Here is a 23529-nt window from a genome sequence, read left to right on the forward strand (position 1 = left end):
TCGGCTCTTTACTAAGAGGACCCTTCGTAAACGGTATTCGTTGAAGTGATCGTCGCTGACGCATCCGTGCCTATGCTTGACGACGTTTCTTTTCAATCGTCATAGTCGCTGTACCAATCACGATCGCACCTAATGCAATGACGATCATCAAGGTCATGCCTGTGCCCCCTGTAAATGGCAGGTCGGTTTTCTTTTTATTAATAATATTCATTTCCACCACTGCATCATCAGCGGTATCTAATGTAACCGTGATTTCTTGCGGATCTTTGATCAATTCATAGCCGTCTGGTGCTTTTGTTTCCACTACCCAATACTTTTTAGAGATAAACGGATCACCATTGCCTGGATCAACTGCTGGCCAAGTATCTTCTGCAGGAATACTTGGGTCTTGTTTGCCATTACTATTAGTATCCGTAAACCATTCCAATTCTAGACCATTGAATTCTGCTTTTCCGTCCGCTCCAGAGATTGCTTTCAAATAAGTAACTCCAGTTGGTAAAGCAGGCGTACTTGTTCCATCGTCGTTCAATGTATACGAGTTGCCATCTGATGCTAAGTATTTCTTCGCATTCGCGTCAGCTTCACTCGTCGCAATATGGAATTCCGCTCCTGGTAAAATAGAAGTTTTATCTTCTTTCGTTTTCAAGATGTCAAAGCCGCCATCGTAATACTCTGGATTTTCTTCACTTGTTTCATGGAAAGGATCTTGTCCAGGTAGTAAGTAATCTACATCGTACTCATTGGCGATTGTTCCATTGAAGTCTTTATTCGTCGTCACTTTGTACACCACTTGCAAATGAGTATCCTCATCAAGGGTTACTTTCTTCATTCCCGCTTGTGTTAAGCTGACAATGACTTCTTTATCTGCTGTTTCTGTTAAATCTTCTACTTTATTTGGGGCTGTAATCTTCGTGCCGTCTAACGTCACTTCATATTCCACACCATTGGTTAATTTCACAGGTGAGCCTGTCTTGTCTAACACATAGACTTCTACATCTTGTAACAAAAGACGTTTGTCCAATGTATCCGTTACTTTGAAGTAGTTGGCATATAGGTCATACGGTAACTGGCTTGAACCAATCACTAAATCTTTGATCGTATCGTCGGCTGGATCTAACCAGTTGGTAATGGTCATTTCTTTGTCGATTTCACTATACAACCCAGAAGGTAATTTGGTCGTTGCTTCCCATGTAAAATCATTTCCGGCTTTGATGGAGTAGCCTTTTCCTTCTTCAATCGTCTTATCTAATTCTGTGTCTGTAACGATATTCTTCGGATGCACATGCACGTCATAGATTAATTTACTCGTATCGTCACGTTTTGTTTGTGGCAAGTGTACAAAGAATGGGTCCATCGGTTTACTGATTTTCTTCCCTGTTTCTCCAGTAGCAGGATCGGTATACGTGTATTTCCCTGAACTGTCTTTAATTTCACGAACTAAGTAAATCCCGTCGCCGGCTTTTCCTGTTCCTACATCAAAGGTTAAACTACTGTCTGCGGCTGTTTTGCCTTGTTGCGCAGTAAACGTTCCATCAATGGTGTAATCTCCTGCCACTTCTGTTTGTTTCAATGGGTCAGTTAAAGATACGCCGGTCTTAGGAATAACCCGAACTATCTCAAAATTCACATCTTGCATGACTTTTTTACCCGTTAAATCAGGCGCTGTCGCTGGATCTAAAGATTCCCCATCTCCACGTTCCCCTAATTCTGCGGTACTATTGATTTCATATTTCCAAATCGTGATCGAACGCTTCGACGTATTGTCAGATGCCGCGTTCCCACTAATATTTTGTGCCGGAGGTGCAGCAAATGCGACCGTTCCTAGTCCTGCTCCTGCAGATCCCAACATCGTTAACACACCCAAACTCAGTGCTGCTTTACTTATCCATTTCTTATTCATAATAAGCTCCTTTTCATTTTTGTTTTTTTGTGACAAATTCGCTAAAATAAAGGAAAGAAAAAAAGGTTGCCGCCACTTTTTCAATCACTTCTATTCCGATACAAGAGTATCTTCTTATTTTTACTCTCGGATCGGAGATTAATGAAACATTTGTATGTTTGTCCTTCGATAAACATACCTCCTTTCAAAATCAGTATTAAGTTAATTTTTTTCGTTAAAATCCCTAGTTTTCAACACATATGTAATCTATTTTCTTCTTAGTCTTACAAAAAACTAGAAAATCGCTAGACCCCTTGGTATAGAAAGGGTTCTAGCGATTTTTGACGAGAAACGACGGCGCACGCGTGTCTGTGAATTCGCCGTTAACCCTTTTTGTTTAAAAATAATTGCAAATAGTAATTAACGCTATTTCAAGCATAAAAACAGCTTATAAAGTAAGCGCTTACTTAGAGAAGAAATAAAGAATACACCAAAAATTGTCATTGTCATTTTTTGAAAATATTTTTCTATTATTTTAGCTAATTAATTGGGTCATTTCCTCAATGACGCGATACCGCTGCTCCAACATGGCATCGACATAGGTATCTAAAGTCATTTGTGTAGAGGCGTGACCTAAGAGCGCGCTCACAGAAGAGATGTCTTTATTGGCCTCCAAACAACGGGTCGCAAAGGTATGGCGTAATTGGTGAAAATGGACGTTCGCAAGCTTGGCTTTTTCTCGGATTCGATGGAAATGATAGGTCAATAAGCGCGGTTCACAAGGTTGACCGTTGGTTGTGAAGACAAAATTTCCTTTGGCTCGTTTCCGTTGCTGCAACAAGAGACTCCTTAATTTTTTACTGATAGGGATGACGCGAACAGACGCTTCTGTTTTTGAATCAGTCAAAATGAGCTGCGTTTTCTTCTGTGCTTCAATGGTTGGAATCCGTTGATACGTGTGCGTGACCGTAATCAGGTTGGTCTCAAAATCAATATCTGACCACTGCAAGGCCGCAATCTCCCCGATCCGCATGCCAGAATGCAAGGCTAAGAGAACTGGAATGCCATAGCCTTTCTTTTCCTTTGAGGCAATCGTCATCATTTTCTTTTGTTCTGTTAGTGTTAAGGCGCGCGTTTTCTTGTGCTTTGTTTTAGGTATTTTCAGCTCGGAAAAAGGGTTCGCATGGATCTTTCCGCGTTTTCTTGCCCGATTTAAACACTTGTTGAGAATCCGAAAGATCACCTGTACCGTTGAACGTGCTAGCTGCTGTTGCAGGTCTTTCAATAAGTGCTTCCCTGTTTCCAGAGTGAGTTCATTTAATGGCACTTCTTTGAGGGTTGGGTAGATATATTTTGTCAATTTGTAATGATAGCTGGATAGTGTCGAGGGTTTGACCTCTTCTTGGACTTCATTTAGCCATTCCCCTGCCCACTCTTCAAAGCTTTCAGCCGAGGTTCCTTGAATTTGTTGCAAGGATTGGTAATGAATTCGAAGCGGATAAAGCCTCTTTTTTACTTCTGAATAGCTTTTTCCATAAACATAGCCGTACTTGATCCTTCCATTCACTTTTCTGCCTTTGGGGAATCGTCCTTCCCACCGGCCATCTTTTCGTAGATAGATATTTTCTCCTTTACGCATACTAAAACTCCTCCCATTTTTGACGGCTTAACAGACGGCGTATATTTCTGTACTTTTTATTGTTTTTTACGTTCAAGTAAGAGAAAAAGTAACTACGACCTTGTTTGTTTTACCATTTTTCTTAAATATAATTATTTTTATGAATGATATTGCCTATTAATAATTAATAATATATAATTGCTTTATGAAACGTATTCGAAATAGCGAATAAATAAGTTAATCTCTTTTGTTTGCGTGAAGAACTTTCTAGTTTTTTGTAAGACTAAGTAATATTTTGAAGAAAAAATTAAATTTTTTAACCAAGTTAAATTTGAATAGAAACGATAAAGGCATCTTTCCACATGGGGAAAGATGCCTTTATATTATATGTTTGCATTATAATATTGTCATTACTATTAAAAAATAACCCTGTTGATTTTATTTATTTTCTTGTTTAAATAACATAGAAAACACATTTTTCTTTTTTATTTAAGCGCATTTGTCGAAAATAAATATTTTTTCTTTTTCTGTTTGTTGTATATTCTTTATAAAGCGCTTTTACAATTGAGGGAGGATATTATGATGAAGTACAGTCAACCAGTGGAGTATTTAGATGATAAGCAATGGTCCCCATTATGGGAGAAGTATTTGGCAAAGGCAGATGTTTTCGATCCGCTAAACGTCAATACAATCGATTGTGTGATGACTATTCCAGAAAGGGAGGGCGTCTTAGTTTTTTCTGAAAAGGACATTTACTACAGTCCCAATAGTGCACATACAACATTAGAACATTTTTCAACTGCCTATTTTTTTGCCGATTATACAGCCATGAGCACGTGTCTCAAATCTTTTGGGTGTTTCGGTCAGTATAAATCCCCTTGGATTTGTCCCTTCTTTGCCCTTTGTCCATTAGAAGGAGGACATCAAACGATCTGGATCAATCCGCTTAAAATCCACAAAGTTCAAGAGCTGCAGGGAGAGACCTATGCTTTTATGGATAACGGAACGGTGATTCTTTTGCCGCTTGCTCGGCGCAGCGTGATTGCTCGTGCAGAGATTACGTGTGCCGCTTTTGCCACCCTACGACGTGATTGCTTTCAATTTGTTCAGACGGGAGAACGACCGCTAGACTATCTAATGCTTCCAAATACACCGTTTTCTCACTCGTTAAGCAAGAGAGTTCGCCTAACAAAGTTTTCGATTCCCTTTGGTCACTTGATTCGTCGATATCGAAAAACTTATTGGCTACATGTCTATAAAAAGCTTGATGCGAACGATTTTACGCTACTCGACTAGCTTCACAAAGACCGGATGAACGTTCATCTGGTCTTTTTTTTCTTGTCTACTCGTTTGTTAAGAAGTCAAAACCTTACATTGTAACAAATAGCGGGATTCCTTTTCAAGTCGCAAAATTACACGTGACCCCTCAAATTTACCTGTTGACAGGCTATAAAGCCTATTCTTTCGTTTTAAACCTGCAAAATTGAGGGGTTGAGTGCAATTTTGCGGTTCGCATTCTTTTTCAAAATCGATTATCTTGTAGTCACCGGCCGGTACAAAAATACAAACACATGGAGGTATTACATTATGATTCAAAAGTTGAGTACAAAATTACAAGTGCAGCTCGCTGTCCCTGGTGTAGAGAAATTAAAGAAAGTCACGTTCCCAAATGTCGTAGACGAACCAAAGGAAGCGGAAATCATCGAACTAGGCGAGATCATGAGAGCGCTTGACCACGAAGACTCATTAGTAGACGGCGTGATCATCACTAGCCAATCACGAGTAACGAAGAATTAGGAAACGGAGGAAAATGGAAATGAAAAAATTAGTAGCAATCTTTAAAACCAGCACAGGACGTTCGCAAACATGGAGCTTCCCAACTCCCGGCGAAGGAAAAGCACCTGAAGAAATTCGAGGATTCTTGGAACGTCTGACGATGCTAAGCCTGTTTAAGAAGGACGACGAAAAGCTGTTCAACCAAGTCGTCAGCGCAAAGTACGTCGAAACTGTTGAAACGATTATTTTCTAATAGCAATCACTGGAGGAATGGCGGACTCCCCGCCTTCCTCTAATCATAAAAGGAGGATACGATCCATGAATGAGCAAACACTAACTTGCCGACAATTGTTCAATTTAACACCAAAAACACTAGAAAAACGAATTACTGAATACTATTACCAAACTCAAAATAGCAGCCTAACGATCAAATATATTTTGACGTTACGCGTGCGTTTTCAACTCGGTGCGGAGGAGTTTGCCTTCATTCTGAAGGATCTTGTCCGTGAGATTTTTATGAATACCAAAGCCACTCGTACTATGAAACGCTTCTTTTATTACTTCCAAGATTATTTCATGGCACCCGAATGGCGCTCATTAGCTGCAAGAGTATTTCCTGTCCGTAACTTTGGCGAAAAAGCCATGTCACTTGTCCGTTCTCTTATTGCAAAAGTACGTCCTACAGAAACCAACGAACCTTGATAAGTTTTTACCTACGCAAAAAAACTAATTTAGAAAGGAATGCAGAACAATGACCCATGATTTAGTCACGACCTTTACCAATGGTCTAGGCAAAGAGCACGACTGGACCTACAAAAATGTGAATGCCGATTTGCCTGTTGAACAGATCAAAGAAGCTTGCGAACTACTGACTCAATTGGATATTTTTGAAAAAAATGGCGTAAAACTATTTGATACTGTTGTCACGGCAAAGTTCGTCACCACGTACGAAACTGATATTTTTGATGTGGAGAATGATCCAGCAGCTCCTTCTGAGCAACCATGTAAAGAAGCTGCACCAAAAAATGATGGAGAGGATTCATCTAAAGAAGAAAAAACAGCTGAATCATCTTATAAAGAGGAAAAAATGACCGCCTCTTCAATTAAGCTGGAGGATTCTCCATTCACTCCTGTCAAAGCAGGAAGAAGCTATGACTATTTGTACAATTCCTCAAGAAATGCGCTTGAAGAAGCATTGAAAGGACCCGCAGAAACGAGAAGTAATCACACTTCATTAATACTAAAAAATCAGACAAGTGGATTAAAGCACACAATCGATGATAATGATTCTTCTGCCAGTGTCCCTGCAACCAATTCAGCAACGCAACTTGAGGAAACAGAACAACTCAGCACACGAAAAAGGTTTCTTGCCTGGCTCCGGCGAAGGAAAAATCGAAACAAGGATGACCCAGATAGTCAGCCGCATAAGCTAGAGTAGCTTGGTCAACTTCTGTCCTTTCACAATTGAATACCTTTTGCGTAGGTATACCCGCTCATGTCTGTCGTCGGCCTCCACTTTTGAGAGGAGGTGATGCACCTTGAGCGAGCTGATTCGATATGTCCTCGCTCCGCTCTTTGTGGGGCTGATCATCGCCCTCGTCAACCATTGGTTGAGTGGGCATGATCCATGACAACTGAACGATAAATCACCCCTGCGATCTTTGATCGCAAGGGTGTCTCTTTGGATTGCCCATAAATCAGGCTTTATTGATGATTAGCGTTTCATTTATCTAGATTTTTGAAATGGTATTATGCTTTCTCTCCGTTCGCTAGGAAGGAAGAAAAACATTCCTGAAATGAAGTTTAGAGTTATACTTAAGTTTTTCTACCATAAATACAGCTAGCTTTTTGTTAGCTATTGGCAAGTGATAATTTCAATCAGTAATTAACACCTATTGAATTTCCCAGTTTTCATATATTTCTTCAAATATTTGTTTATAGATTCTTATCGCATCTTTTTTATAAGCTATCGTTTGATCATTAGTTACTTCAGTATAGATTACTCCAGTCTTATCCAAATTTTTCTCAAACCAAAAACTACATACTCGCTCATTACTATCCGCATTAAACAATGCTACAGTTGTACTTCCTCCTTCAATATGTGGAGTAAATGAATAAGAAATACCATCTTCTATCTTTGTCATTGTATATAAGTCAGAACTTCTCGCTTTGTAAAACACTTCAATTCCTAATTCCTTCATAACTTCCGGATTAACACTCTTTACAAGAGCTCTCTGCTGTTTATATAAGGATTCCCCTTGTTTATGACTCAGATAGAAAGCATTCGCACTCTCATAATGCCATTTTCTATATCCTAGAAATCCTCCTAGAAATAAGAAGAAAATGTTCAGAACAATTTTCCTTTTTTTCATCCATTTACCTTTCAGTTCTCGTTCATAAAGCTTTCAAATAAAATATCTATTTTCCTTTCTCAACATCACCATTACCTAAATGTTTTGCTATCTCCCCAGCCCTATTTCCACTATTTTGCAAATCTTTTGAATATTGGTTCACTACTTGGCTCATAGATAAATTAGGTTGTGATTTCAATCAGTAATAAATATTTATTGAATTTCCCAGTTTTCATATACTGCTTTAAAGATATCTTTATAAATTCTCACTGCTTCATCTTCGTAATAATCAAAATTTTTCTTATCAGTACCACTTGCTCCAAATTTTGATTTCATTTTTTTATTTAACGCAAATGAGCATAAATTTTCTGATGTGCCTTTCTTATATATCGCTACGTTTACCTCTCCACTTTCCATATTTGGGAAAAAGGTATATTCTTTATCATTCTCAATTGTTGTAACAGCATATAAAATACTGCTTTTTTCTTGAGTTGTGAAGGTTAGTTCTAACTTCTTCATCAATTCCGGATTAATACTTTTCATAAATGCCTGCTGTTGCTTGTAAAAGGGGGCTTCATTTTTATAACTTAAATAGAACGCATTTGCTGTTTCATAATGCCATTTTCTATACCAAAAGAATGTTGCAGTCAGACATATCATTCCTAGCAAAAAAAACAAAGTCATTTTTTTCTTAATCATTTATTTACCCTTCAATTCATTCTCGTATATCTTCCAGAGATCATCCGCTGCTTTTTGTCCCCCTTTGATGTCGTTCTTATCCTTCAGTTGCAGAGCCAAATTACCTGGATCTGTAATAGGTTTATGGACTTCCTTATAAAAAATCTCTTTTTCCTTTTCAACATCACCATTATCTAAATGATTTGCCAGTTCTGCCGCACGATTTCCTCATTATGCGTATATTCGCTCAAAAATTCAGCAATCAAGTTCGAGATTTTCTATGATGTGTTCTCCAGCAGATATTCACCTTGTATATTTAAATTACTCAATTAATCAGCTATTCCGTTTTAATTAGCTGTTATTTTATCTATAATTGAGTTAGATGCTGTGGACTAGTATATTCACCACCAGATTCCTTTGGAATACTGTTTAATAGAGGCTCTAGCCACAGCTCTTTGTCAAATTGTTAATAAGTTTGTTAGCGCATGACATCAGTTCGTGACGCTTGATTGATCACAAGGTTACATAGGCAAAGAGTAAGTGGAGCACAGCGTAAATTTAATCTGTCAGGAGTGGTACTTATGTTGTACGTTGGAATAGATGTTGCCAAGCACAAACATGATTTAGCGGTCATTGATACTGAAGGAACGATTTTTGTCCGTCATCTTCAGATTGAAAACAACCGTGAAGGATTTACAAAACTTCAAATGACGCTTGCCAATCTGCAGAAAACAACTGGTGAAGACATCCAAATCGCCTTAGAAGATACCGGTCATTATTGCTTCAATATCCTACGCTTCCTTCGGACGCAGGGGTACCCAACCTACAGCTATAATCCGTACTTAATCAAAGAATTTGCCAAAAATCAAAGCTTGCGAAAAACCAAAACCGATAAAAAAGACGCCATGACGATCGCTCGAAAACTACGAACAGATTTTGATAAACAATCATTTAGTGCTAATCCTTCAATGATTGAGTTGAAGTATTTAACTCGACATACAGCCAGATTGAAAGAGGATTGTACTCGAAAAAAAGTAAACTACACACGCATTCTAGATATTCTCTTTCCAGAACTAGCACCTTCTTTGGGTTCTTCTTCTGCGAAACACCAATCCTATATATATGCAATCTTAAAAGAATATCCCTCTGCTAAAAAGCTAGGAAATGCACATTTAACGAAGCTGACTAATCTTATTTCAGCGCACTCAAAGGGCCACTTTGGAAAAGAACAGGCGGTCAAGCTCAAAGCGCTCGCGCAAGCCTCTATTGGTCAAGAGTCCCCCGCATTAGAATTTGAACTCCTTCAAACGATTGATGCCATCCAGTATCTTACAACTATGCGAGACAAAGCAGAGAAGGAAGTTGCTCGATTAATGAGTGAAATCGATTCGCCTATTTTAACGATCCCTGGCATTGGTTTTAAATTAGGGAGTGTCATTCTCGCCGAAATTCGGGATATTAAGAATTTTCGTTCGCCGAATCAGCTGCTTGCTTATGCAGGTGCAGAACCTTCCGTCTCCACTTCTGGAATGAATCAAACGGAAACTGGACGAATGGTCAAACGCGGATCTTCGCAATTACGCTGGGCATTGCATGAGTCCGCCAGGCTCATGTCTATTTGGTCGCCGTCTATGCGTGTCTACTTCCAGAAAAAACTAGCAGAAGGAAAACACTACAATGTCGCTATTAGCCATGTCGTAAGAAAACTGGTACGGATCATTTATCAACTACTGAAAGACAATAAACCCTATGAGGAGCAGAAAATGATTATTAACTGATCTTTTCAAAAATTCCCTTTGCCTAGGGTTTCTTTGTCATGCCTTCAAACCACATCCAAACTATGTTATTCAAAATTTTCATATTACGCTTGACTTAATATAGTTTGTCTATATATTGGAAACGAATATCTTTCCAATTTTTTTCTAAATGGCGAGCGAATCTTAATTTATAAAAAGCTACGTTTCTTTTTCTGCATGATATTGAGATAGAAACTCCTTGATTGAACTTGGAAGTTTCTGGTCTGTTAATTTAAGTTCTATCCATTCATAAGTGTATTTAGGTGGTGTATCACCTGTCACTATCTGTAATTCAAATTGTAAGACCTCATCTATTTTACGTATTTTTCCCCTTTCAAATGAGTAAAAACCACCGTCCTCCTTATCGGATTTAGCCCTCTCATAATACGATTTAACTATCTTTTTCTCTAAGTTTTCTTGCGAAGAAAAAGTAAGCCTAACCTCTTTGAAATCCTCGCCTAAGATAATCGTATGATTTGATTTCTTATATCTTCCTTCTAAAAAAGTGATCTCATATGATTCTCCATCACCAAAACTTTTTTCCGGTGTATACCCACTTAATCGAGCTACATAATGGCTATCATCTATAAACTTAATAAAAGATGCCTCCTTCTGAGAATCATCATCTTCTTTATAGCTATATACCTGATTAAACTCAATCTTTTCGATATACTCATCGCTTTGACATGCTGCTAATATCATCAGTAACACTGCACATGTAACTAGAAAATTTAGTATGGCTTTGATCTTCATATCTCTACGTCACACCCTAATAATAATCATTTTTTACTCAATAATTTTTCCTTCCAAGTTCTTTCAATTCTATAGTATTCATCCCATCGGAGTGTGAAGCTTTCAAATTGATAGATTATTCCAATCAGTTTTATCCTTTGAGAATTTCCTCAATACTCTGTTCCGTTTCACCTTTCAAATCATAAAAACCCACATGTACTTTTTCTTTGTATAGCCAACACAAATCTGTGCCATATGGTGCGTCGAAAATTTCCAATATAACTGGAGCGATCTTATGCATCGTACTAGCTCCAATTATTTCAAAATTATTCGAATTATTTACGTACTCATCATCATCATAAGCAGAATAAATATTCCATCCATTTAACTGTGCTATAGATAATCTTTCTCTAAATGTATATCGGATTGGTTTGCCAGCTATGACGTTTTTTGAAACAACAAAACCACCAAAATCAGAATTATTTATCTGCATTTTCAAACTCCTTCTTGTCTTTTCTTACAAAAATCGCTCTATTTTTTTGGGACTTCTTTACAAAATAAAGTGATACTAGATTAATTACACTAATATCACTTTATTTTACATACAATATTTATAAACCTTGTTTTATCTGCTGTAACCACTCATTAAAGATATCATACGAAGCTTTCTCGGTTTCAGTATAAACATTTTCATATTTATAATCCGCATCTAATGAATTATTTTTTATGTTATAAATCAATTTCATTTCTGTCGGTGCTGGTTTATTGTATTTGTCACATATCGCTATAATTTTTTTTAAATCTTCTACTCCAAATTTCAAAATTGCCCTTCTTCTATCAACACTATCATCTATTCTCATACCATACTTCGACAATATCTGGTTAACTTCATTTGTAGTAGCTATTTCTCTTTTTATTTCAAAAAAAATATTGAATGTTAAAGAATTATTCTCATTTGAAGCATAAATATATATGCAGTCTGCTTTTGATTCAATATATTCCAAACCTAAAGAAACCATATCTGATTGAACATCCATAAATTCATCTTCGAAAATTTTAGTCAAAACTTCCCTCCTAATTGTGTATAAACCCATAAAAGTCTATACCATATGTAGTATAGTTTATTTCAAAAGAAATCGACCGTAAGGAACCAAAATCATAATTTACCTTTATATCAACAGTAACTTTTTTACTCTGTTCAATTGCTTTAGCCCACGTATTTTCTAGCTTTTTATACGTACTTAAATTAACTTTTTGTGCTTGTGATACCAGATTATCTAGCTCACCAGAACCTCCAAACCTATCTCCAAACAAATACCCTGCATGATCTCTTGGTAGTTTATCAGGTGTTTTTAGGTTATGAGGCAACCTGCCTTCATGTGTTTTAAATTGTAAGTTATCTGTTGAAGCATGCTCCATTACCCACTTAGAATTAGTTTGATAATTATAACCATGTTCACCAGTTTTATATTTAATATTAGGTTTTAATTTTCCATCCGACAAATGGGCCCCATCTATAATTAGATCATCTATAGCCCCAGTGGCTTTCTCTGTGCTATAAATTAACCCTAAATGTAGAAAAAGAAACGACCAAACTCAATCGCTTCCTTTTTTCAACAATAAATTTTTTGTAATGATTAAGCTGTTGTTAGCTATTGGCAACTTGATTAGTGAGTTCGAGCTTACTATTCAAGGCTTTACTAACTGACGTCAATCAGATAGTAAAGTGCTTTTTTTAATTATAATTGTTGAAATACTCAATAATTATATTTTGCATAGCATCATTATTAATTGTATCATCACTAATAAAACTTAAAAACAAATCATAAACTTCTTGATTTTGATACTTAGATAGAAGTTTACAAATAGGCAACAACATTTCTGGTTCTATATTGTGATTATTTTGAAAATATTTAGCTAATACCTTGACTGATTTATCATTTATTTTATTTTCTATCACTTCAATAAATATAATTTTTTCATCACTTGAATAAACTTCTGATGTAATTAATTCAATAAGCTCATCCTCATTTAAATCCTCTTCAAAGATGTTTGATCGGCTCTTCTCTACATCATTTCTAGCTTTTTTGTCATCATTATAATAATTTTCTAAAAAAGTAGGATAATCAACTAGCTCATAAACTAATGAATTCATATCTTTAATATACGAACTAATATTTTCTTTGTAAATCTGAAAATCTGCAAGTTCATATATTGATAACCCTCCAAAATCATCAACTATTCTAATTTCATCTTCTTTTTTTATAAGAACTGGATAGAGTTTATTAAGAGTAATATCCCTATTTTCTTTGTTAGAAATTACTTTTACAATCATATTACCTAACCCCCTTTGGTATAAAATTATTATCCAAATCTATAATCCAAAAATCATCAGTAAGTCCATTCCTAATTTTAAGGTCTTTAGGAATTGGTACTTTCATTTTCACATCATAAAAACTAATTTCACCAGTTTTCAAATTCTTATAATAGTGAATCTTTCCTTTCCCCATTGACGTTTCATAACTATATGTTGACTCCATCTTTGCCCAGTCTGACATGGTACTCCCATTCTTAGTAAGTTCAGAAATTACCTTAGGATCTTTTAAATCTGAACCAGATATAATAGGTTTAGAGTTTTCGAGTATATCACCTTCCATTAACTCATTTTTATATTGTTGATATTGGGCACTATTTTTTGAGTTCTTTGGAACACCAGACCCGCTGACTTTCTTATACCCACCAACATTTTTACCATTCACTAGTGTTGCATTCTTAAACTTCTTATTGGATACCACATTAACCTTGGGTTTTACTTCCACCTCTATTGGTCCATTCGCCGTAGTAATTCGATAGATTCCATAAGCAAATCCCATTAGTCGCAACAATTCGGCGTAATCTGACTCCGCAAAATCCTGTATACCCTGAAGTCCCTGCACACCAATCTTCTGTAATCCAGTGTATTCTTTCCCAGAAAAATATTCTACCCCTTTACGCCAACTACCAGCAACTTTTTCTTCAAATCCATCAAGGGTAAGGATTTGGAACATGTTAGGATCAAGCTTGGCTCCCTTCATATTTAGAAATTCCAAAAGTTCTGGATTATTCACTTTTCTTCCCGATTTTGGATCTTCCAACAGCCACATTACTGTCGGTTTTCCATCAGAATCTCGACACGGAACTGCATAGATATTATATTTCTCTAGTTCTTTCATTTTTTCTTTTTCTGCCTGTTTTTTTGCTCGATCTTCATATCCGTTAATCTCACTAACCCAAGTCATTTCTTCTTGCCTCGGCACACTAAACGTCCCTGTACTCCCATTCCAACAAGTAGCTGCTTGGGCTGCTCCCGTATTAATTGCTGATTCTAGTGAAGCAATCTCTGAAAAGATTGATGGTGAAGAAGCATGAAATGCTTTTAGTTTTTTCAATTTCTTGTCTAATTTCTTCTTCGCTTTTTCTTGCCCTTCTTTTACATCCTTAACGCCCCTCAACACTGCTTTCATTAGCACTCCCATCTCCGGGGTAGCTGAGAGCGCTTGAATGATCGCATTCGCTGTATCAATCCCTTTTTGATACTGTTGAATCTGTTCTTCTAACTCGGATGATTTCAAGTCCCCACTATCGACTTGCGATTGATAGTCATCTGGAAACTTCTGACACGCTTTTGCGGTTGCCTCCGCTAAAAGCATCCCGCCTTTGGCCAAGGGCTGTAAAACAGCCGAAAAGTATTGTTTCGCTGAATCGTATGTTTTTCCCTGTAATTCGCCACTGCTCATGACAAATTGATTGATCGCCTGCTGCAGCTGTTGGTAGCCTTGGATTTGTTTTTGACACATCGCTTTGACACTGCTCGCCTGTGCTTGCGAACTGCCGACATACATATCAATGTTCATTGGGTTTCTCCTTGCTATGGATCATCTTTTTCTCTTTGATCAATGTTTGTTCTTGCTCTTCCAGCAATTGTTGCGTCCGTCTGATTTCTCGTTTTTCTTCTCCTAGTGCTTCCATCGTCTTTCCAGCATCCCGGGAAAAGAAAGAATACAATTCATCGAAATCACGACCGCCATCGTTCTTTCGGAAGGTTTCCCTTGTTTTTTGTAGTAGTTGTTGCGTCTGCCTGAAATACGTGCCGATACCATCATTCAAGCGATCTACTGAGCGTTGGCGTTCATACAGCTCTTCTTGCTTTTTCGTGAGGCTTTTTTGTTCACGTTTAATATCCTCTAATCGTTGTTCACTCATTAGATTTTCTTCCTTGTAAATAGTTCTTTTCCTGCTTGGTCGATCGCTTCAAAGTTCTTCGCCACACTGTTGATATTGCTTGAGGCGCTGTTGACGGCTGCCATCACCTTTTTTACGCCATTGATGGTTGACTTCACCGCTTTTTGGGCTGATTCATTTCCTGCGACGGTTGTTTGCGAATCACTTGTCGCTACACCGCCAGAGGTCAGGCTGTCTGCCGCACTTTTTAGCGCACTCGCTCGTTGTTGCGCCACGCCTAGATTACTTTTTACTGCCATTTCCTTCTTTTCTCCTTTTGAAAAAAGCACCAGCACACGATGTACTGATGCTCTGTTTTTCTATTAGTTTAAGCCGAATGATCCAGCATCTTGGCGGTCACGTTCTGCCACAGTGTCCGCATATTTGTTCAATTGTCCGTGGATGCTTTCCAGCAATTCTTCCATTTGTTTCACGTTGCCTTCTAACTGGTTATATTGTTCCAAGTAAGCGCGGAATGCTTCCCCTTGCCACTGTTGTGAGATCGTTTGGTTCATGGAATTGACCTTGCGGATCGCATCCTCAATTTGTGCGGAGGCCTGTTGGTAAACCTTCGCCTGTGATTTCAGCTGTTCGGGTGTGACTGTAATTGCTCCTGCCATTTGAAAATTCCTCCTAAAATATAAATGATTTTTACATCGATTGCTTAATCAGATAATGCGTGTTCTCTACTTAACTTAGCTTCTAAGTGATGCATCCAGCATTATTTTTCTTATTAGAAACCCAAGCGAATAGAAACACTTTATAATCATTATCGATTACTTCACTAAAAATATCATATTTTGATATAAAAGAGAATCTAAAATCACAAATAAAATTATTTAAAATCTCAAATGGTTAAATTTCGACCCTGAACGGTACTACTTATTACTTAATTTTAAGAAAAAATCAAGAAATCATTCGTTAACGAAAAGTGAAGAGGCATCGTATTTATAGATTCAATAGAGCACATTTTTGACGGCTGTTTTAAATATTTCAAAATACTATTTATATAGTATTAAATGAACGACTCAAGCCACTCGATGAAATAGTTGTCTGCGGTGCTTAGGGATAAAAACAATCGACTACTTACACCTTCTTCCCCCTTCACCTTGAGCCCCATCACTAAAAGCTCTTCTAAACCACAGCCACAGCTTGTAGTTTTGAAGCCTATAACAAATACACCTGCGATTTTTAGTCGCAGGTGTTAACATTGAAGTATTTTTAATGACCTCCATCAGCTAATCAGCAATCGGATCAACCGATCTTCATTGTAATCAGCGATTATCGCGGAAAAATCCTTAAGCAGCTCGCTTTCGCGAATTCTTTTTCCATCAAAGGAGCCTTTATACTGTCGGACGATCACCTGTAGGTTGCTGAAGATATTTGCCAAAAAGTAGCCCTCGCTAAGGGGTTCTTTTTCCTGTCCTTGTTGTATTTGGGTCAGATCTTCCAGCAAGTCATTCTTCTTCTTTTGGTACCAAGCCTTGACAGATTGACCGCCGATTGATAGTTCCGCTTGAACCAAGCGATCAAAGTTCTGCAGCAGGTCTTCAAAGGAGCTAGGTGTTATCGAGTAGAAATCCTTCTCTTTCATATACTCCGACAAGTAATAGAAGGTACTTGCCAGCTCAGAATTGCTGTTTGGATATTGCGTGAGTTTGTATTTTGGAACAAAGATTTTCTTTTCGATTTCTTCTTTGGTCAGCGTTTTGTACACTTTGATCAGCTTTGTTCCGAAGAGTCTTTTCTTCCTGACAGTAAATTCATTGGTAAGGAACTTAGGCAGCAGATCGTTGATAAAAAATGCGTAGGTATCCGCGACATTGTAGGGCTGATCCGGCTTCTCGCTATCTTCTGAATAATCGATATATTCCCAGATCACATTTACAACCAGCTTTTCACGATCAGCGGGTGATTGTTCATAGCTTCCATAAACATTGAACAGCTCTCTGCCTTGCTCGTCTTCTAGCCCAATACGATTATTGTCTTCAAACGGGGTAAAGATATATCCGTCATCATAGGAGCCGTTGCTTGTTTGGTATTGCTTCACATGTTCCCGAATGCGGTCCCACAAGTCTATATCAAGCTGCATCAATTTAAAATTCCTATGGCTTCCGCGATAGGGTTCAAAGGCAAAGGACTCTAATTTTTTTAGAAAAGCAGTGATTTTCTCGACGTATTTTCCGATGAATATATCGACGACTGCGCATAATTCCTCTACTTCATTCGGATACAAATAAGCAATACTGTTGCCGAAATCAGCAAAGTATTGATCCAGCTCCTCCAGATATAGCTTAATGAACTTCCGCATTCCCAGCTTTGCTTCCGTCTCTTTTCCGAAATAAAACAAATCTAATATTTCCTTATGGGAAAACTGGATGCCGTCTTCATTATTTTCCTGCTGCCGTGTGAAACGAATGCAGCAGTTTCCCTTTCCTTCTAAACCAGACTGATCAGGATACGAGGCGTTTAGCTGAACATTTTTATAGTTGATCTCTATAAAGTCCTCCGTCTCTTCAACGATCAATTCGTCTGAAAAATATTCTTCTTTAGAAAAAGTCTCGATATCCATGTTTATCCTTTCTATAGCTCCTGTGAACAGGTAATGATCAAATCGGTAAATACGTTCTAAAAAGGCTTTAGGCAGCTTTTGTCCTGCTTGCAGCAGATTCGTTTTTGGCATGGCGAGTACGATTGATTCATGTTTTTTAGATAACTCCCGAACTCGTTTAAACAGCTGTTCAAAAGGATCGACCCAATAAATCGCCCTATTTTCAGGATCAACGTAAAATAAAAAGGTTACGCACCTTTTCTTGAACCAACGCCGTACCGTCGATGTATCCAGCTGCAACAAAAATGCTTCTTCGTCCTCCGCTATCTTCTTCGCCGCTTTGTATTGAACGAAAAATTCTTTTCCTTCTGTTTCTTCCTCTGATGTATACAGGCATAAAAAATCAATACCAAAGCTGTCCTGCAGCTTGTTCACTGTACAGAGCTTTGATAGACGAGTATCTAATAACGCAACCGGATCTTCAATGGTTGGTATAGCTTTCATTTCTACTAACAACGATTTCCACCTCTTACTTCATACCGTTTCATTAAGGATCGATATTCTTTTCCAGCTAATTATCCCCATTAACAAAATAACATTTTTTATAACTTAAGTAAATGCTATATATAACTATAAAATCCTGTGTCTCCCCTATATAGAGCAAACAAATATACATCTGCAACTCATTATTTCATAACAAATAATACCGAAGTCGTGCATTCCAAGATAACTCACCTTATTTCTATATTTATTCTGTTATCTGGAGCTTAATATCGGCTTGGGCCGTTCATTTTTCATGATGTAGAAGATCTATGGAGATTGATTGGAAAGCAGTAAAGAAGGCCATAGAAATGGACGACTTCATCTCTATGGTCTTCCTATTCTATCTATCACGCCTGTTCATTGAAGGGAAATGCAGGCAAAAAAGAAGCTCTCCCATTAGGAAAGCTCCTTGAAATTCCATTATTAATCGGTCACCCAAAGCTTGCTGTCGTCTTTATATGGCCATTTCTTCGCACCGTTTTCAACGATGAACAGGCGTGACTCATCGATTCCTTCATCAATCAACAGCGAAATCGTCCGTTTGGCACCGCCACCGCCGCCTGGGCATACAACATAGATTGGATTGTCGCCTTCTTTGAAATCATCCGCGCTGTCAACGACAAGCTTCTCTAATTCCTCCGTATCTACTGGATAGGCAGGGACACTGATCGAATTTGGTAAATGCCCTTTGTCGTAGTCGGCTTCTGGCTGAATATCAATGATTTGATAATCGGTTGAATCCTCTGTCTCAACTACTTTTTTCATATCTTCAGGTGAGATCATTTGCCATTCGATATCGGCTTCCGCACGGTCTTTCTTTTCTTCTTTCTTGTCATCGTTTCCTGAACAGCCTGTCAATACTAATGCAAGCATTGCTAAAGCGATCAATAAGGCACTCATTCGTTTTTTCATTGTTTAAATCCTTCTTTCGGTTTCATTTTTTGTGTGGATTACTTGCTTGATGAGCTTTAGCTTTCCATCCATCAAAAAATTACCGCACAAATAGACATACACGCTTTGTATGTATGCTGTAAGAGCGTCGGGTTGTGTTTTAAATCACACAAATAGATTGTTTGAGGGAAAGAATGCTAAATACACTCGCTTAGAGACTCTAAGTAAAATTTGGCCTCATAGTCATAGTCGTTTTGCCATTTCTTCCACCTCCTGCGCACAATATAAGGGTTATCTCCTCCCAAAGTATATAGAAAAGAAAACGCTTTTTCAATAACATTTGGAAAATAGGACAGAACATTGTGAAATATTTTACATTGATTAGAAAGATTGGATAAAATCACAGAAATTTCCAATAAAAAAAAGACATGAGCGCTGCTTCTCATGCCTGTCCATCAGAGGTCGATTTTCTCCTTCAAGCCAGAGCTATAGGCCATCTGCTGGTCGGTAGTAATGATGATCCCATCGATTCCTTCAAGCTGATTAAGCTCGGCTAAAGCTTCGCGGGCATTCTTTCCAAATAACCGTGTGGTCCATATTTCACCGTCTAAGGATTTTTCAGAAACGATCGTCAAGCTGGCTAAATCGGTTTGCATCGGGTAACCTGTCCGGCTGTCGAAAATATGATGGTAGGTCTGCCCCTGCCATTCAAATTTTCGTTCGTAGATGCCAGAGGTCACGATGGATTCATTCTGTGCTTTTACTACAGCGACGTAATTTCCTCGCGGCAGGAAGGGATTTTGAATACCAATGCGCCAGCGGCCCTCTGCTCGCTGCGGGGCTGGTCCATAGGTCAGCACATTTCCGCCAAGATCAATGAAGGCGGCTTCGGCTTCGGCTGCTTTGAAATACGCGATGATCTTATCCGCAAAGTAGCCCTTTGCCAATGCCCCCAGGTCGATTGCCATACCTGCTTGCTCTAAATAGACTGTCCGCTGCTCCTCGTCTAATTGAATCGCTGACGGATCAATCAAAGGAAGCAGCTCTTGGATTTTTTCCGCAGAAGGATAGTTCGCATCCTGAAAACCGACTCGCCATTCCTGGATCAAGGGACCGATCGCAATATTCAATGCGCTGTCTGCTATCAGACTTTGTTCTTTGCCGATTGTTATCAGTTCAAATAACTCCTCATCCACCTTGACCGGCGCGATCCCTGCTTGATGATTGATCTTCATTAGTTCAGAGTCTTCTGCGTTGGCGCTGAAGCGCTGTTCAAAGTCCCGCAGCCGCTCCTCTGCTTCATCCAATAACGCCTCCGCTTTCGGATGCTGGAGCCAAAGCTTGATGACGGTTCCCATTAAGTGCAGTGTTCTTTCGCTCATGTGCCTGTTCCTTTCCTGATCTCTTATTAATCAGCTTAATAGATTTCTGATCAGAACAAAAGGAGAAATTCTGGAATTGCTTTGAAACCGTTCATGTAATCGCTTATACTTTTAATTGTGAAAGAAAAGTCGTGAAGGAGGATACTATGCTACTTTTATCTCGTGAGAACATCAAACAAATTTTTACTATGAAGGACGCCATCGAAGCGGACAAAACAGCCTTTCAGCTATTTAGTGAAGACAAAACGGAGGTGCCTTTGCGTACACAAATCGTTTCCGAAAAACAAAACGGCACCTTCCTATTCATGCCTTCCTACGTGCCTGATTTGGATGCGGCAGCCTTAAAGATCATCAATATTTTCCCAGACAATATCGACAAAGGGCTATCATCGGCTCCTGCGCAGGTTCTGCTGGTGGACGGCAAGACTGGTTATGTGAATGCCCTGCTAGATGGCGTAACAGTTACCCAATTCCGAACGGGAGCTGCTTCAGGTGTCGCTTTTGATATTTTAGGCCGCAAGGAGGCTAAAAAAGGCGCATTGATCGGAACTGGCGGACAGGCTGCAGCTCAATTGGAAGCGATGATCTGCGCTCGTGATTTGGAGACGGTCTATGTTTTTGATCAGAATCCAGAACGGACGAAAGTGTTCTCTGCGCAAATGAATGAAGAGCTGAAGGACTACGGTACGCAGATTTTACCAGCAGCAACATCTGATGAAGCTATCAGCGATGCGGATTTGATCATCACCGTTACACCTGCCACCTCTCCTGTTTTTGATGGCAGCAAGGTCAAAGCGGGTGCGACAGTCAGCTGTGTCGGCTCTTATCAGCCGCATATGCAGGAAATGGACCCGGTGATTTTAGAACGAGCAAGCAAGATTTATTTTGATTCAGAGGAAGCGGTGCTTTCCGAAGCGGGCGACATTTTGATTCCGCTAGAAGACGGCACGATTACCAAAGACGACTTCACTGGTGATATCGGTGAAGTATTAATGGGCAAAATCGGCGGTCGTGAAAATGACGAAGAGATCATCGTCTTCAAAACTGTTGGGATCGGTGCACAGGATTTGGTCACTGCTCAAAAAATCTATGAACGTGCTCTTGAAGAAAAAGTTGGAACAGAGTGGAATTAATGTATTAGCATCATAAACGAAAAAAATGAACAGGAGGAGTTATTCATGCCACATTTATCAGTCAGATTATATCCAGGTCGGTCAAAAGAAGTGAAACAGGAGTTTGCGGACAAGCTGCAGGCTTTTGTCGTAAAGGAGCTGGGCTGCGAACCAAACGTCGTGTCCGTTTCCTTCAAAGAAATCGAACCAGAGAAATGGAAAGACGTGATCGATGATGAAATTGCGGGTGAAGATGTGTATATCGAAGCGGATTTCTAAGGGGGAGCACGAATGAAAGAACATGCGAGTATTTTCAATGATGTACTAGGTCCGGTAATGATCGGGCCTTCAAGTTCTCATACTGCTGCTTCTGTCCGGATCGGTCGTGCTTTGCGTCAAATGGTTGCTGGGAAAATCACTTATTTTCAGGCTGACTTTGACCCAGAGGGCTCTTTGGCGGCAAGCTACATCACACAATGCTCCGACATCGGTTTAGTTGGCGGTTTGCTGGGGATGGACCCCACCGATAGCCGTCTCACTCGTGCGATCGCTATTGCCGAAGACGACGGCATGGAGATTGTTTTCCGCATTGTTCCTTATGAAAACGATCATCCCAATACCTATAAGATGACGATCAAAACCGATCTTGGCGAGGAGCTGGAGGTCGTTGCTCTTTCTGTCGGCGGCGGAATGATCGAGATTCCACAGATCAACCATTTTGCGGTCGAAGTCACTGGCGGCTTTTATGAAACACTGCTCTTCGGTGATGAGCTGAAGGTAACGGAAGCGGATTTGTCTGAAAAAATCAGTAAGCTTTGCTCTGCAGTCGTTAAACAGCAGGCTGGCAAAACCCTGCTGCATCTCAAAACGCAACAGGCCATTCCAGACAGTGAGAGGACTTGGTTGAATGAGCAGATGACGGTCGAGCGTTTCATTGCCTTTGATCCTGTGCTGCCAGTCATGTCGCAAAAAGAACCGGAGATGCTTTTTTCAACCGCTGAAGAGATGATTGCATTGGCGAAAAAGGAACAGCTGGATTTAGCCGATATGGCCCTGCGCTACGAAAGCCATCGCGGCAGTATTTCCGAAGAAGAGGTCTACAAAAAGGCCGAAGCGATTCTTGAGATCATGGAAAATGGGATCAAGGTCGGTCTGGCAGGTACCTCCTATGACGATCGGATGTTGGGCTCTCAGGCTCCAAAAATCCAAGTGAATCGAAAAAAATTAATCGGTAATGACCTGCCGGCAAAAATCATCGAAAACATCTCTGCTTTGATGGAAGTCAAAAGCTCGATGAATGTCTTTGTCGCGGCACCCACCGCAGGCTCCTGCGGCGCATTACCGGGTACCTTGATCGCAGTCAGCGATTACCAGAAAAAATCTCACGACGACTTAGTTCGAGCATTGTTAGCCGCCGGAATGATCGGTGTCTTCATCGCTGAATATGCCACGTTTGCCGCAGAGGTCGCCGGCTGTCAGGCCGAATGCGGCTCAGGAGCAGGAATGACCGCAGGTGCGTTGGTCCAACTAATGGGCGGCACGATCGAAGAGGCTGTCGATGCTGCTTCAATGGCCCTGCAAAATATTTTCGGTATGGTTTGTGATCCGATCGGTGTGCGTGTAGAGGTTCCTTGTCTTGGGAAGAATATGATGTGCGGCATGAATGCGCTTGGCGCTGCCAACATGGCATTGGCCGGCTATGATGTGGTCGTTCCATTAGATGAGACGATCGAAAGCTTTAACAAGGTCGGTCGAATGATCCCGCCTGAATTACGCTGTACCGGGCATGCCGGATTGGCTCAAACACCATCCGGTCTAGCGATCGCCGAACGCTTAGGCTGTCCGTTGGATTGCTGCTAGCTAAGATAAATAAACGTCACAGCTATTTCCTTTTAGGGTGAATAGCTGCGACGTTGTTTTGTTTTTTGTACGTTTAGCAAAGAACTTAGTCACGACTAAC

General features: G+C 39.4%; 26 protein-coding genes. 10 read left to right on the forward strand and 16 right to left on the reverse strand.

From position 1 onward, the window contains the following. Nucleotides 1-70: 70 nt before the first annotated feature. Entirely contained in the window at nt 71-1900 is a 1830-nt protein-coding gene (locus IGI67_RS09045; RefSeq protein WP_429957473.1) for a SpaH/EbpB family LPXTG-anchored major pilin, read from the reverse strand. A gap of 514 nt (nt 1901-2414) precedes the next feature. Further along, nucleotides 2415-3518: a tyrosine-type recombinase/integrase gene (locus IGI67_RS09050; RefSeq protein WP_429957474.1), complete on the reverse strand. Its 1104-nt coding sequence runs from the start codon at nt 3516-3518 to the stop codon at nt 2415-2417. Nucleotides 3519-4076: 558 nt separating this feature from the next. Here IGI67_RS09050 and IGI67_RS09055 point away from each other — a divergent pair. From IGI67_RS09055 to IGI67_RS09080, 6 genes are all read left to right on the forward strand, one after another. Next, nucleotides 4077-4793 (forward strand): hypothetical protein, encoded by a 717-nt coding sequence (locus IGI67_RS09055; protein ID WP_429957475.1) that lies wholly within the window; start codon nt 4077-4079, stop codon nt 4791-4793. A gap of 291 nt (nt 4794-5084) precedes the next feature. Further along, on the forward strand, nt 5085-5294 hold the full coding sequence (locus IGI67_RS09060) for a hypothetical protein (RefSeq protein WP_429957476.1): 210 nt from the start codon (nt 5085-5087) through the stop codon (nt 5292-5294). Between the two features lie 19 nt (nt 5295-5313). Next, a complete protein-coding gene (locus IGI67_RS09065; RefSeq protein WP_429957477.1) occupies nt 5314-5526 on the forward strand; it encodes a DUF2922 family protein in 213 nt (70 codons plus the stop codon). A 65-nt stretch (nt 5527-5591) separates the two neighbouring features. Beyond that, nucleotides 5592-5975, forward strand: a complete 384-nt coding sequence (locus IGI67_RS09070) for a hypothetical protein (protein WP_429957478.1) — start codon at nt 5592-5594, stop codon at nt 5973-5975. A 49-nt stretch (nt 5976-6024) separates the two neighbouring features. Continuing rightward, nucleotides 6025-6711 (forward strand): DUF2922 domain-containing protein, encoded by a 687-nt coding sequence (locus IGI67_RS09075; protein WP_429957479.1) that lies wholly within the window; start codon nt 6025-6027, stop codon nt 6709-6711. Between the two features lie 100 nt (nt 6712-6811). Continuing rightward, nucleotides 6812-6904, forward strand: coding sequence for a type I toxin-antitoxin system Fst family toxin (locus tag IGI67_RS09080; protein WP_178981148.1), 93 nt, complete (start codon nt 6812-6814; stop codon nt 6902-6904). A 261-nt stretch (nt 6905-7165) separates the two neighbouring features. Here the strand turns inward: IGI67_RS09080 and IGI67_RS09085 are convergent, their stop codons facing one another. Both IGI67_RS09085 and IGI67_RS09090 read right to left on the reverse strand, forming a co-directional pair. After that, complete coding sequence (locus IGI67_RS09085; protein WP_429957480.1) at nt 7166-7645, reverse strand: hypothetical protein; 480 nt, start codon at nt 7643-7645, stop codon at nt 7166-7168. A 192-nt stretch (nt 7646-7837) separates the two neighbouring features. Beyond that, nucleotides 7838-8323, reverse strand: coding sequence for a hypothetical protein (locus IGI67_RS09090; protein WP_429957481.1), 486 nt, complete (start codon nt 8321-8323; stop codon nt 7838-7840). Nucleotides 8324-8883: 560 nt separating this feature from the next. Here IGI67_RS09090 and IGI67_RS09095 point away from each other — a divergent pair. Then, the gene (locus IGI67_RS09095) at nt 8884-10080 is read left to right on the forward strand and encodes an IS110 family transposase (protein ID WP_207110030.1); all 1197 of its coding nucleotides are present in this window, start codon (nt 8884-8886) and stop codon (nt 10078-10080) included. A gap of 177 nt (nt 10081-10257) precedes the next feature. On the opposite strand, the gene IGI67_RS09100 is transcribed toward IGI67_RS09095, so the two are convergent. The 12 genes from IGI67_RS09100 to IGI67_RS09155 form a co-directional block, all read right to left on the reverse strand. Then, complete coding sequence (locus IGI67_RS09100; protein WP_429957482.1) at nt 10258-10800, reverse strand: hypothetical protein; 543 nt, start codon at nt 10798-10800, stop codon at nt 10258-10260. Nucleotides 10801-10981: 181 nt separating this feature from the next. After that, nucleotides 10982-11323, reverse strand: coding sequence for a DUF2185 domain-containing protein (locus tag IGI67_RS09105; RefSeq protein WP_429957483.1), 342 nt, complete (start codon nt 11321-11323; stop codon nt 10982-10984). Between the two features lie 118 nt (nt 11324-11441). Further along, the gene (locus tag IGI67_RS09110) at nt 11442-11894 is read right to left on the reverse strand and encodes a hypothetical protein (protein ID WP_429957484.1); all 453 of its coding nucleotides are present in this window, start codon (nt 11892-11894) and stop codon (nt 11442-11444) included. Nucleotides 11895-11904: 10 nt separating this feature from the next. Next, nucleotides 11905-12333, reverse strand: coding sequence for a DNA/RNA non-specific endonuclease (locus tag IGI67_RS09115; protein ID WP_429957485.1), 429 nt, complete (start codon nt 12331-12333; stop codon nt 11905-11907). A 232-nt stretch (nt 12334-12565) separates the two neighbouring features. After that, nucleotides 12566-13165 (reverse strand): hypothetical protein, encoded by a 600-nt coding sequence (locus IGI67_RS09120; RefSeq protein WP_429957486.1) that lies wholly within the window; start codon nt 13163-13165, stop codon nt 12566-12568. Between the two features lies 1 nt (nt 13166). Beyond that, a complete protein-coding gene (locus IGI67_RS09125) occupies nt 13167-14723 on the reverse strand; it encodes a T7SS effector LXG polymorphic toxin (RefSeq protein ID WP_429957487.1) in 1557 nt (518 codons plus the stop codon). After that, complete coding sequence (locus IGI67_RS09130) at nt 14713-15072, reverse strand: DUF3958 family protein (RefSeq protein WP_429957488.1); 360 nt, start codon at nt 15070-15072, stop codon at nt 14713-14715. Before IGI67_RS09130 ends, IGI67_RS09125 begins: the two co-directional genes overlap by 11 nt. Further along, entirely contained in the window at nt 15072-15350 is a 279-nt protein-coding gene (locus tag IGI67_RS09135; protein WP_207110360.1) for a TIGR04197 family type VII secretion effector, read from the reverse strand. Before IGI67_RS09135 ends, IGI67_RS09130 begins: the two co-directional genes overlap by 1 nt. Nucleotides 15351-15413: 63 nt before the next feature. Further along, nucleotides 15414-15710: a WXG100 family type VII secretion target gene (locus IGI67_RS09140; protein ID WP_010742512.1), complete on the reverse strand. Its 297-nt coding sequence runs from the start codon at nt 15708-15710 to the stop codon at nt 15414-15416. Nucleotides 15711-16324: 614 nt separating this feature from the next. After that, nucleotides 16325-18157 (reverse strand): DUF4365 domain-containing protein, encoded by a 1833-nt coding sequence (locus IGI67_RS09145; RefSeq protein ID WP_429957489.1) that lies wholly within the window; start codon nt 18155-18157, stop codon nt 16325-16327. Nucleotides 18158-18607: 450 nt separating this feature from the next. After that, on the reverse strand, nt 18608-19096 hold the full coding sequence (locus tag IGI67_RS09150; protein WP_207109175.1) for a rhodanese-like domain-containing protein: 489 nt from the start codon (nt 19094-19096) through the stop codon (nt 18608-18610). A gap of 434 nt (nt 19097-19530) precedes the next feature. Further along, nucleotides 19531-20457, reverse strand: coding sequence for an FAD:protein FMN transferase (locus IGI67_RS09155; protein WP_429957490.1), 927 nt, complete (start codon nt 20455-20457; stop codon nt 19531-19533). A gap of 146 nt (nt 20458-20603) precedes the next feature. On the opposite strand from IGI67_RS09155, the gene IGI67_RS09160 reads away from it, so the two are divergent. Genes IGI67_RS09160 through IGI67_RS09170 form a run of 3 tightly spaced genes read left to right on the forward strand, consistent with a single transcriptional unit; the run spans nt 20604 to nt 23429 of the window. Next, on the forward strand, nt 20604-21590 hold the full coding sequence (locus IGI67_RS09160; RefSeq protein WP_429957491.1) for an ornithine cyclodeaminase family protein: 987 nt from the start codon (nt 20604-20606) through the stop codon (nt 21588-21590). A 45-nt stretch (nt 21591-21635) separates the two neighbouring features. Next, nucleotides 21636-21848, forward strand: a complete 213-nt coding sequence (locus tag IGI67_RS09165) for a tautomerase family protein (RefSeq protein ID WP_429957492.1) — start codon at nt 21636-21638, stop codon at nt 21846-21848. 12 nt (nt 21849-21860) lie between these two features. Continuing rightward, nucleotides 21861-23429: an L-serine ammonia-lyase, iron-sulfur-dependent, subunit alpha gene (locus IGI67_RS09170; protein WP_429957493.1), complete on the forward strand. Its 1569-nt coding sequence runs from the start codon at nt 21861-21863 to the stop codon at nt 23427-23429. The last annotated feature ends 100 nt before the right edge of the window (nt 23430-23529 follow it).

The organism is Enterococcus sp. AZ196 (assembly GCF_050498845.1).
In the GTDB taxonomy this organism is placed as follows: domain Bacteria; phylum Bacillota; class Bacilli; order Lactobacillales; family Enterococcaceae; genus Enterococcus_A; species Enterococcus_A murrayae.

Coding starts and splice junctions, on each gene's coding strand:
- IGI67_RS09165 (WP_429957492.1), top strand. CDS start 21,636: ATGCCACATTTATCAGTCAGATTATATCCAGGTCGGTCAAAAGAAGTG.
- IGI67_RS09050 (WP_429957474.1), bottom strand. CDS start 3,518: ATGCGTAAAGGAGAAAATATCTATCTACGAAAAGATGGCCGGTGGGAA.
- IGI67_RS09155 (WP_429957490.1), bottom strand. CDS start 20,457: ATGAGCGAAAGAACACTGCACTTAATGGGAACCGTCATCAAGCTTTGG.
- IGI67_RS09105 (WP_429957483.1), bottom strand. CDS start 11,323: ATGCAGATAAATAATTCTGATTTTGGTGGTTTTGTTGTTTCAAAAAAC.
- IGI67_RS09060 (WP_429957476.1), top strand. CDS start 5,085: ATGATTCAAAAGTTGAGTACAAAATTACAAGTGCAGCTCGCTGTCCCT.
- IGI67_RS09130 (WP_429957488.1), bottom strand. CDS start 15,072: ATGAGTGAACAACGATTAGAGGATATTAAACGTGAACAAAAAAGCCTC.
- IGI67_RS09055 (WP_429957475.1), top strand. CDS start 4,077: ATGATGAAGTACAGTCAACCAGTGGAGTATTTAGATGATAAGCAATGG.
- IGI67_RS09135 (WP_207110360.1), bottom strand. CDS start 15,350: ATGGCAGTAAAAAGTAATCTAGGCGTGGCGCAACAACGAGCGAGTGCG.
- IGI67_RS09140 (WP_010742512.1), bottom strand. CDS start 15,710: ATGGCAGGAGCAATTACAGTCACACCCGAACAGCTGAAATCACAGGCG.
- IGI67_RS09095 (WP_207110030.1), top strand. CDS start 8,884: ATGTTGTACGTTGGAATAGATGTTGCCAAGCACAAACATGATTTAGCG.
- IGI67_RS09150 (WP_207109175.1), bottom strand. CDS start 19,096: ATGAAAAAACGAATGAGTGCCTTATTGATCGCTTTAGCAATGCTTGCA.
- IGI67_RS09120 (WP_429957486.1), bottom strand. CDS start 13,165: ATGATTGTAAAAGTAATTTCTAACAAAGAAAATAGGGATATTACTCTT.
- IGI67_RS09090 (WP_429957481.1), bottom strand. CDS start 8,323: ATGATTAAGAAAAAAATGACTTTGTTTTTTTTGCTAGGAATGATATGT.
- IGI67_RS09170 (WP_429957493.1), top strand. CDS start 21,861: ATGAAAGAACATGCGAGTATTTTCAATGATGTACTAGGTCCGGTAATG.
- IGI67_RS09045 (WP_429957473.1), bottom strand. CDS start 1,900: ATGAATAAGAAATGGATAAGTAAAGCAGCACTGAGTTTGGGTGTGTTA.
- IGI67_RS09065 (WP_429957477.1), top strand. CDS start 5,314: ATGAAAAAATTAGTAGCAATCTTTAAAACCAGCACAGGACGTTCGCAA.
- IGI67_RS09085 (WP_429957480.1), bottom strand. CDS start 7,645: ATGAAAAAAAGGAAAATTGTTCTGAACATTTTCTTCTTATTTCTAGGA.
- IGI67_RS09160 (WP_429957491.1), top strand. CDS start 20,604: ATGCTACTTTTATCTCGTGAGAACATCAAACAAATTTTTACTATGAAG.
- IGI67_RS09125 (WP_429957487.1), bottom strand. CDS start 14,723: ATGAACATTGATATGTATGTCGGCAGTTCGCAAGCACAGGCGAGCAGT.
- IGI67_RS09100 (WP_429957482.1), bottom strand. CDS start 10,800: ATGATATTAGCAGCATGTCAAAGCGATGAGTATATCGAAAAGATTGAG.
- IGI67_RS09070 (WP_429957478.1), top strand. CDS start 5,592: ATGAATGAGCAAACACTAACTTGCCGACAATTGTTCAATTTAACACCA.
- IGI67_RS09075 (WP_429957479.1), top strand. CDS start 6,025: ATGACCCATGATTTAGTCACGACCTTTACCAATGGTCTAGGCAAAGAG.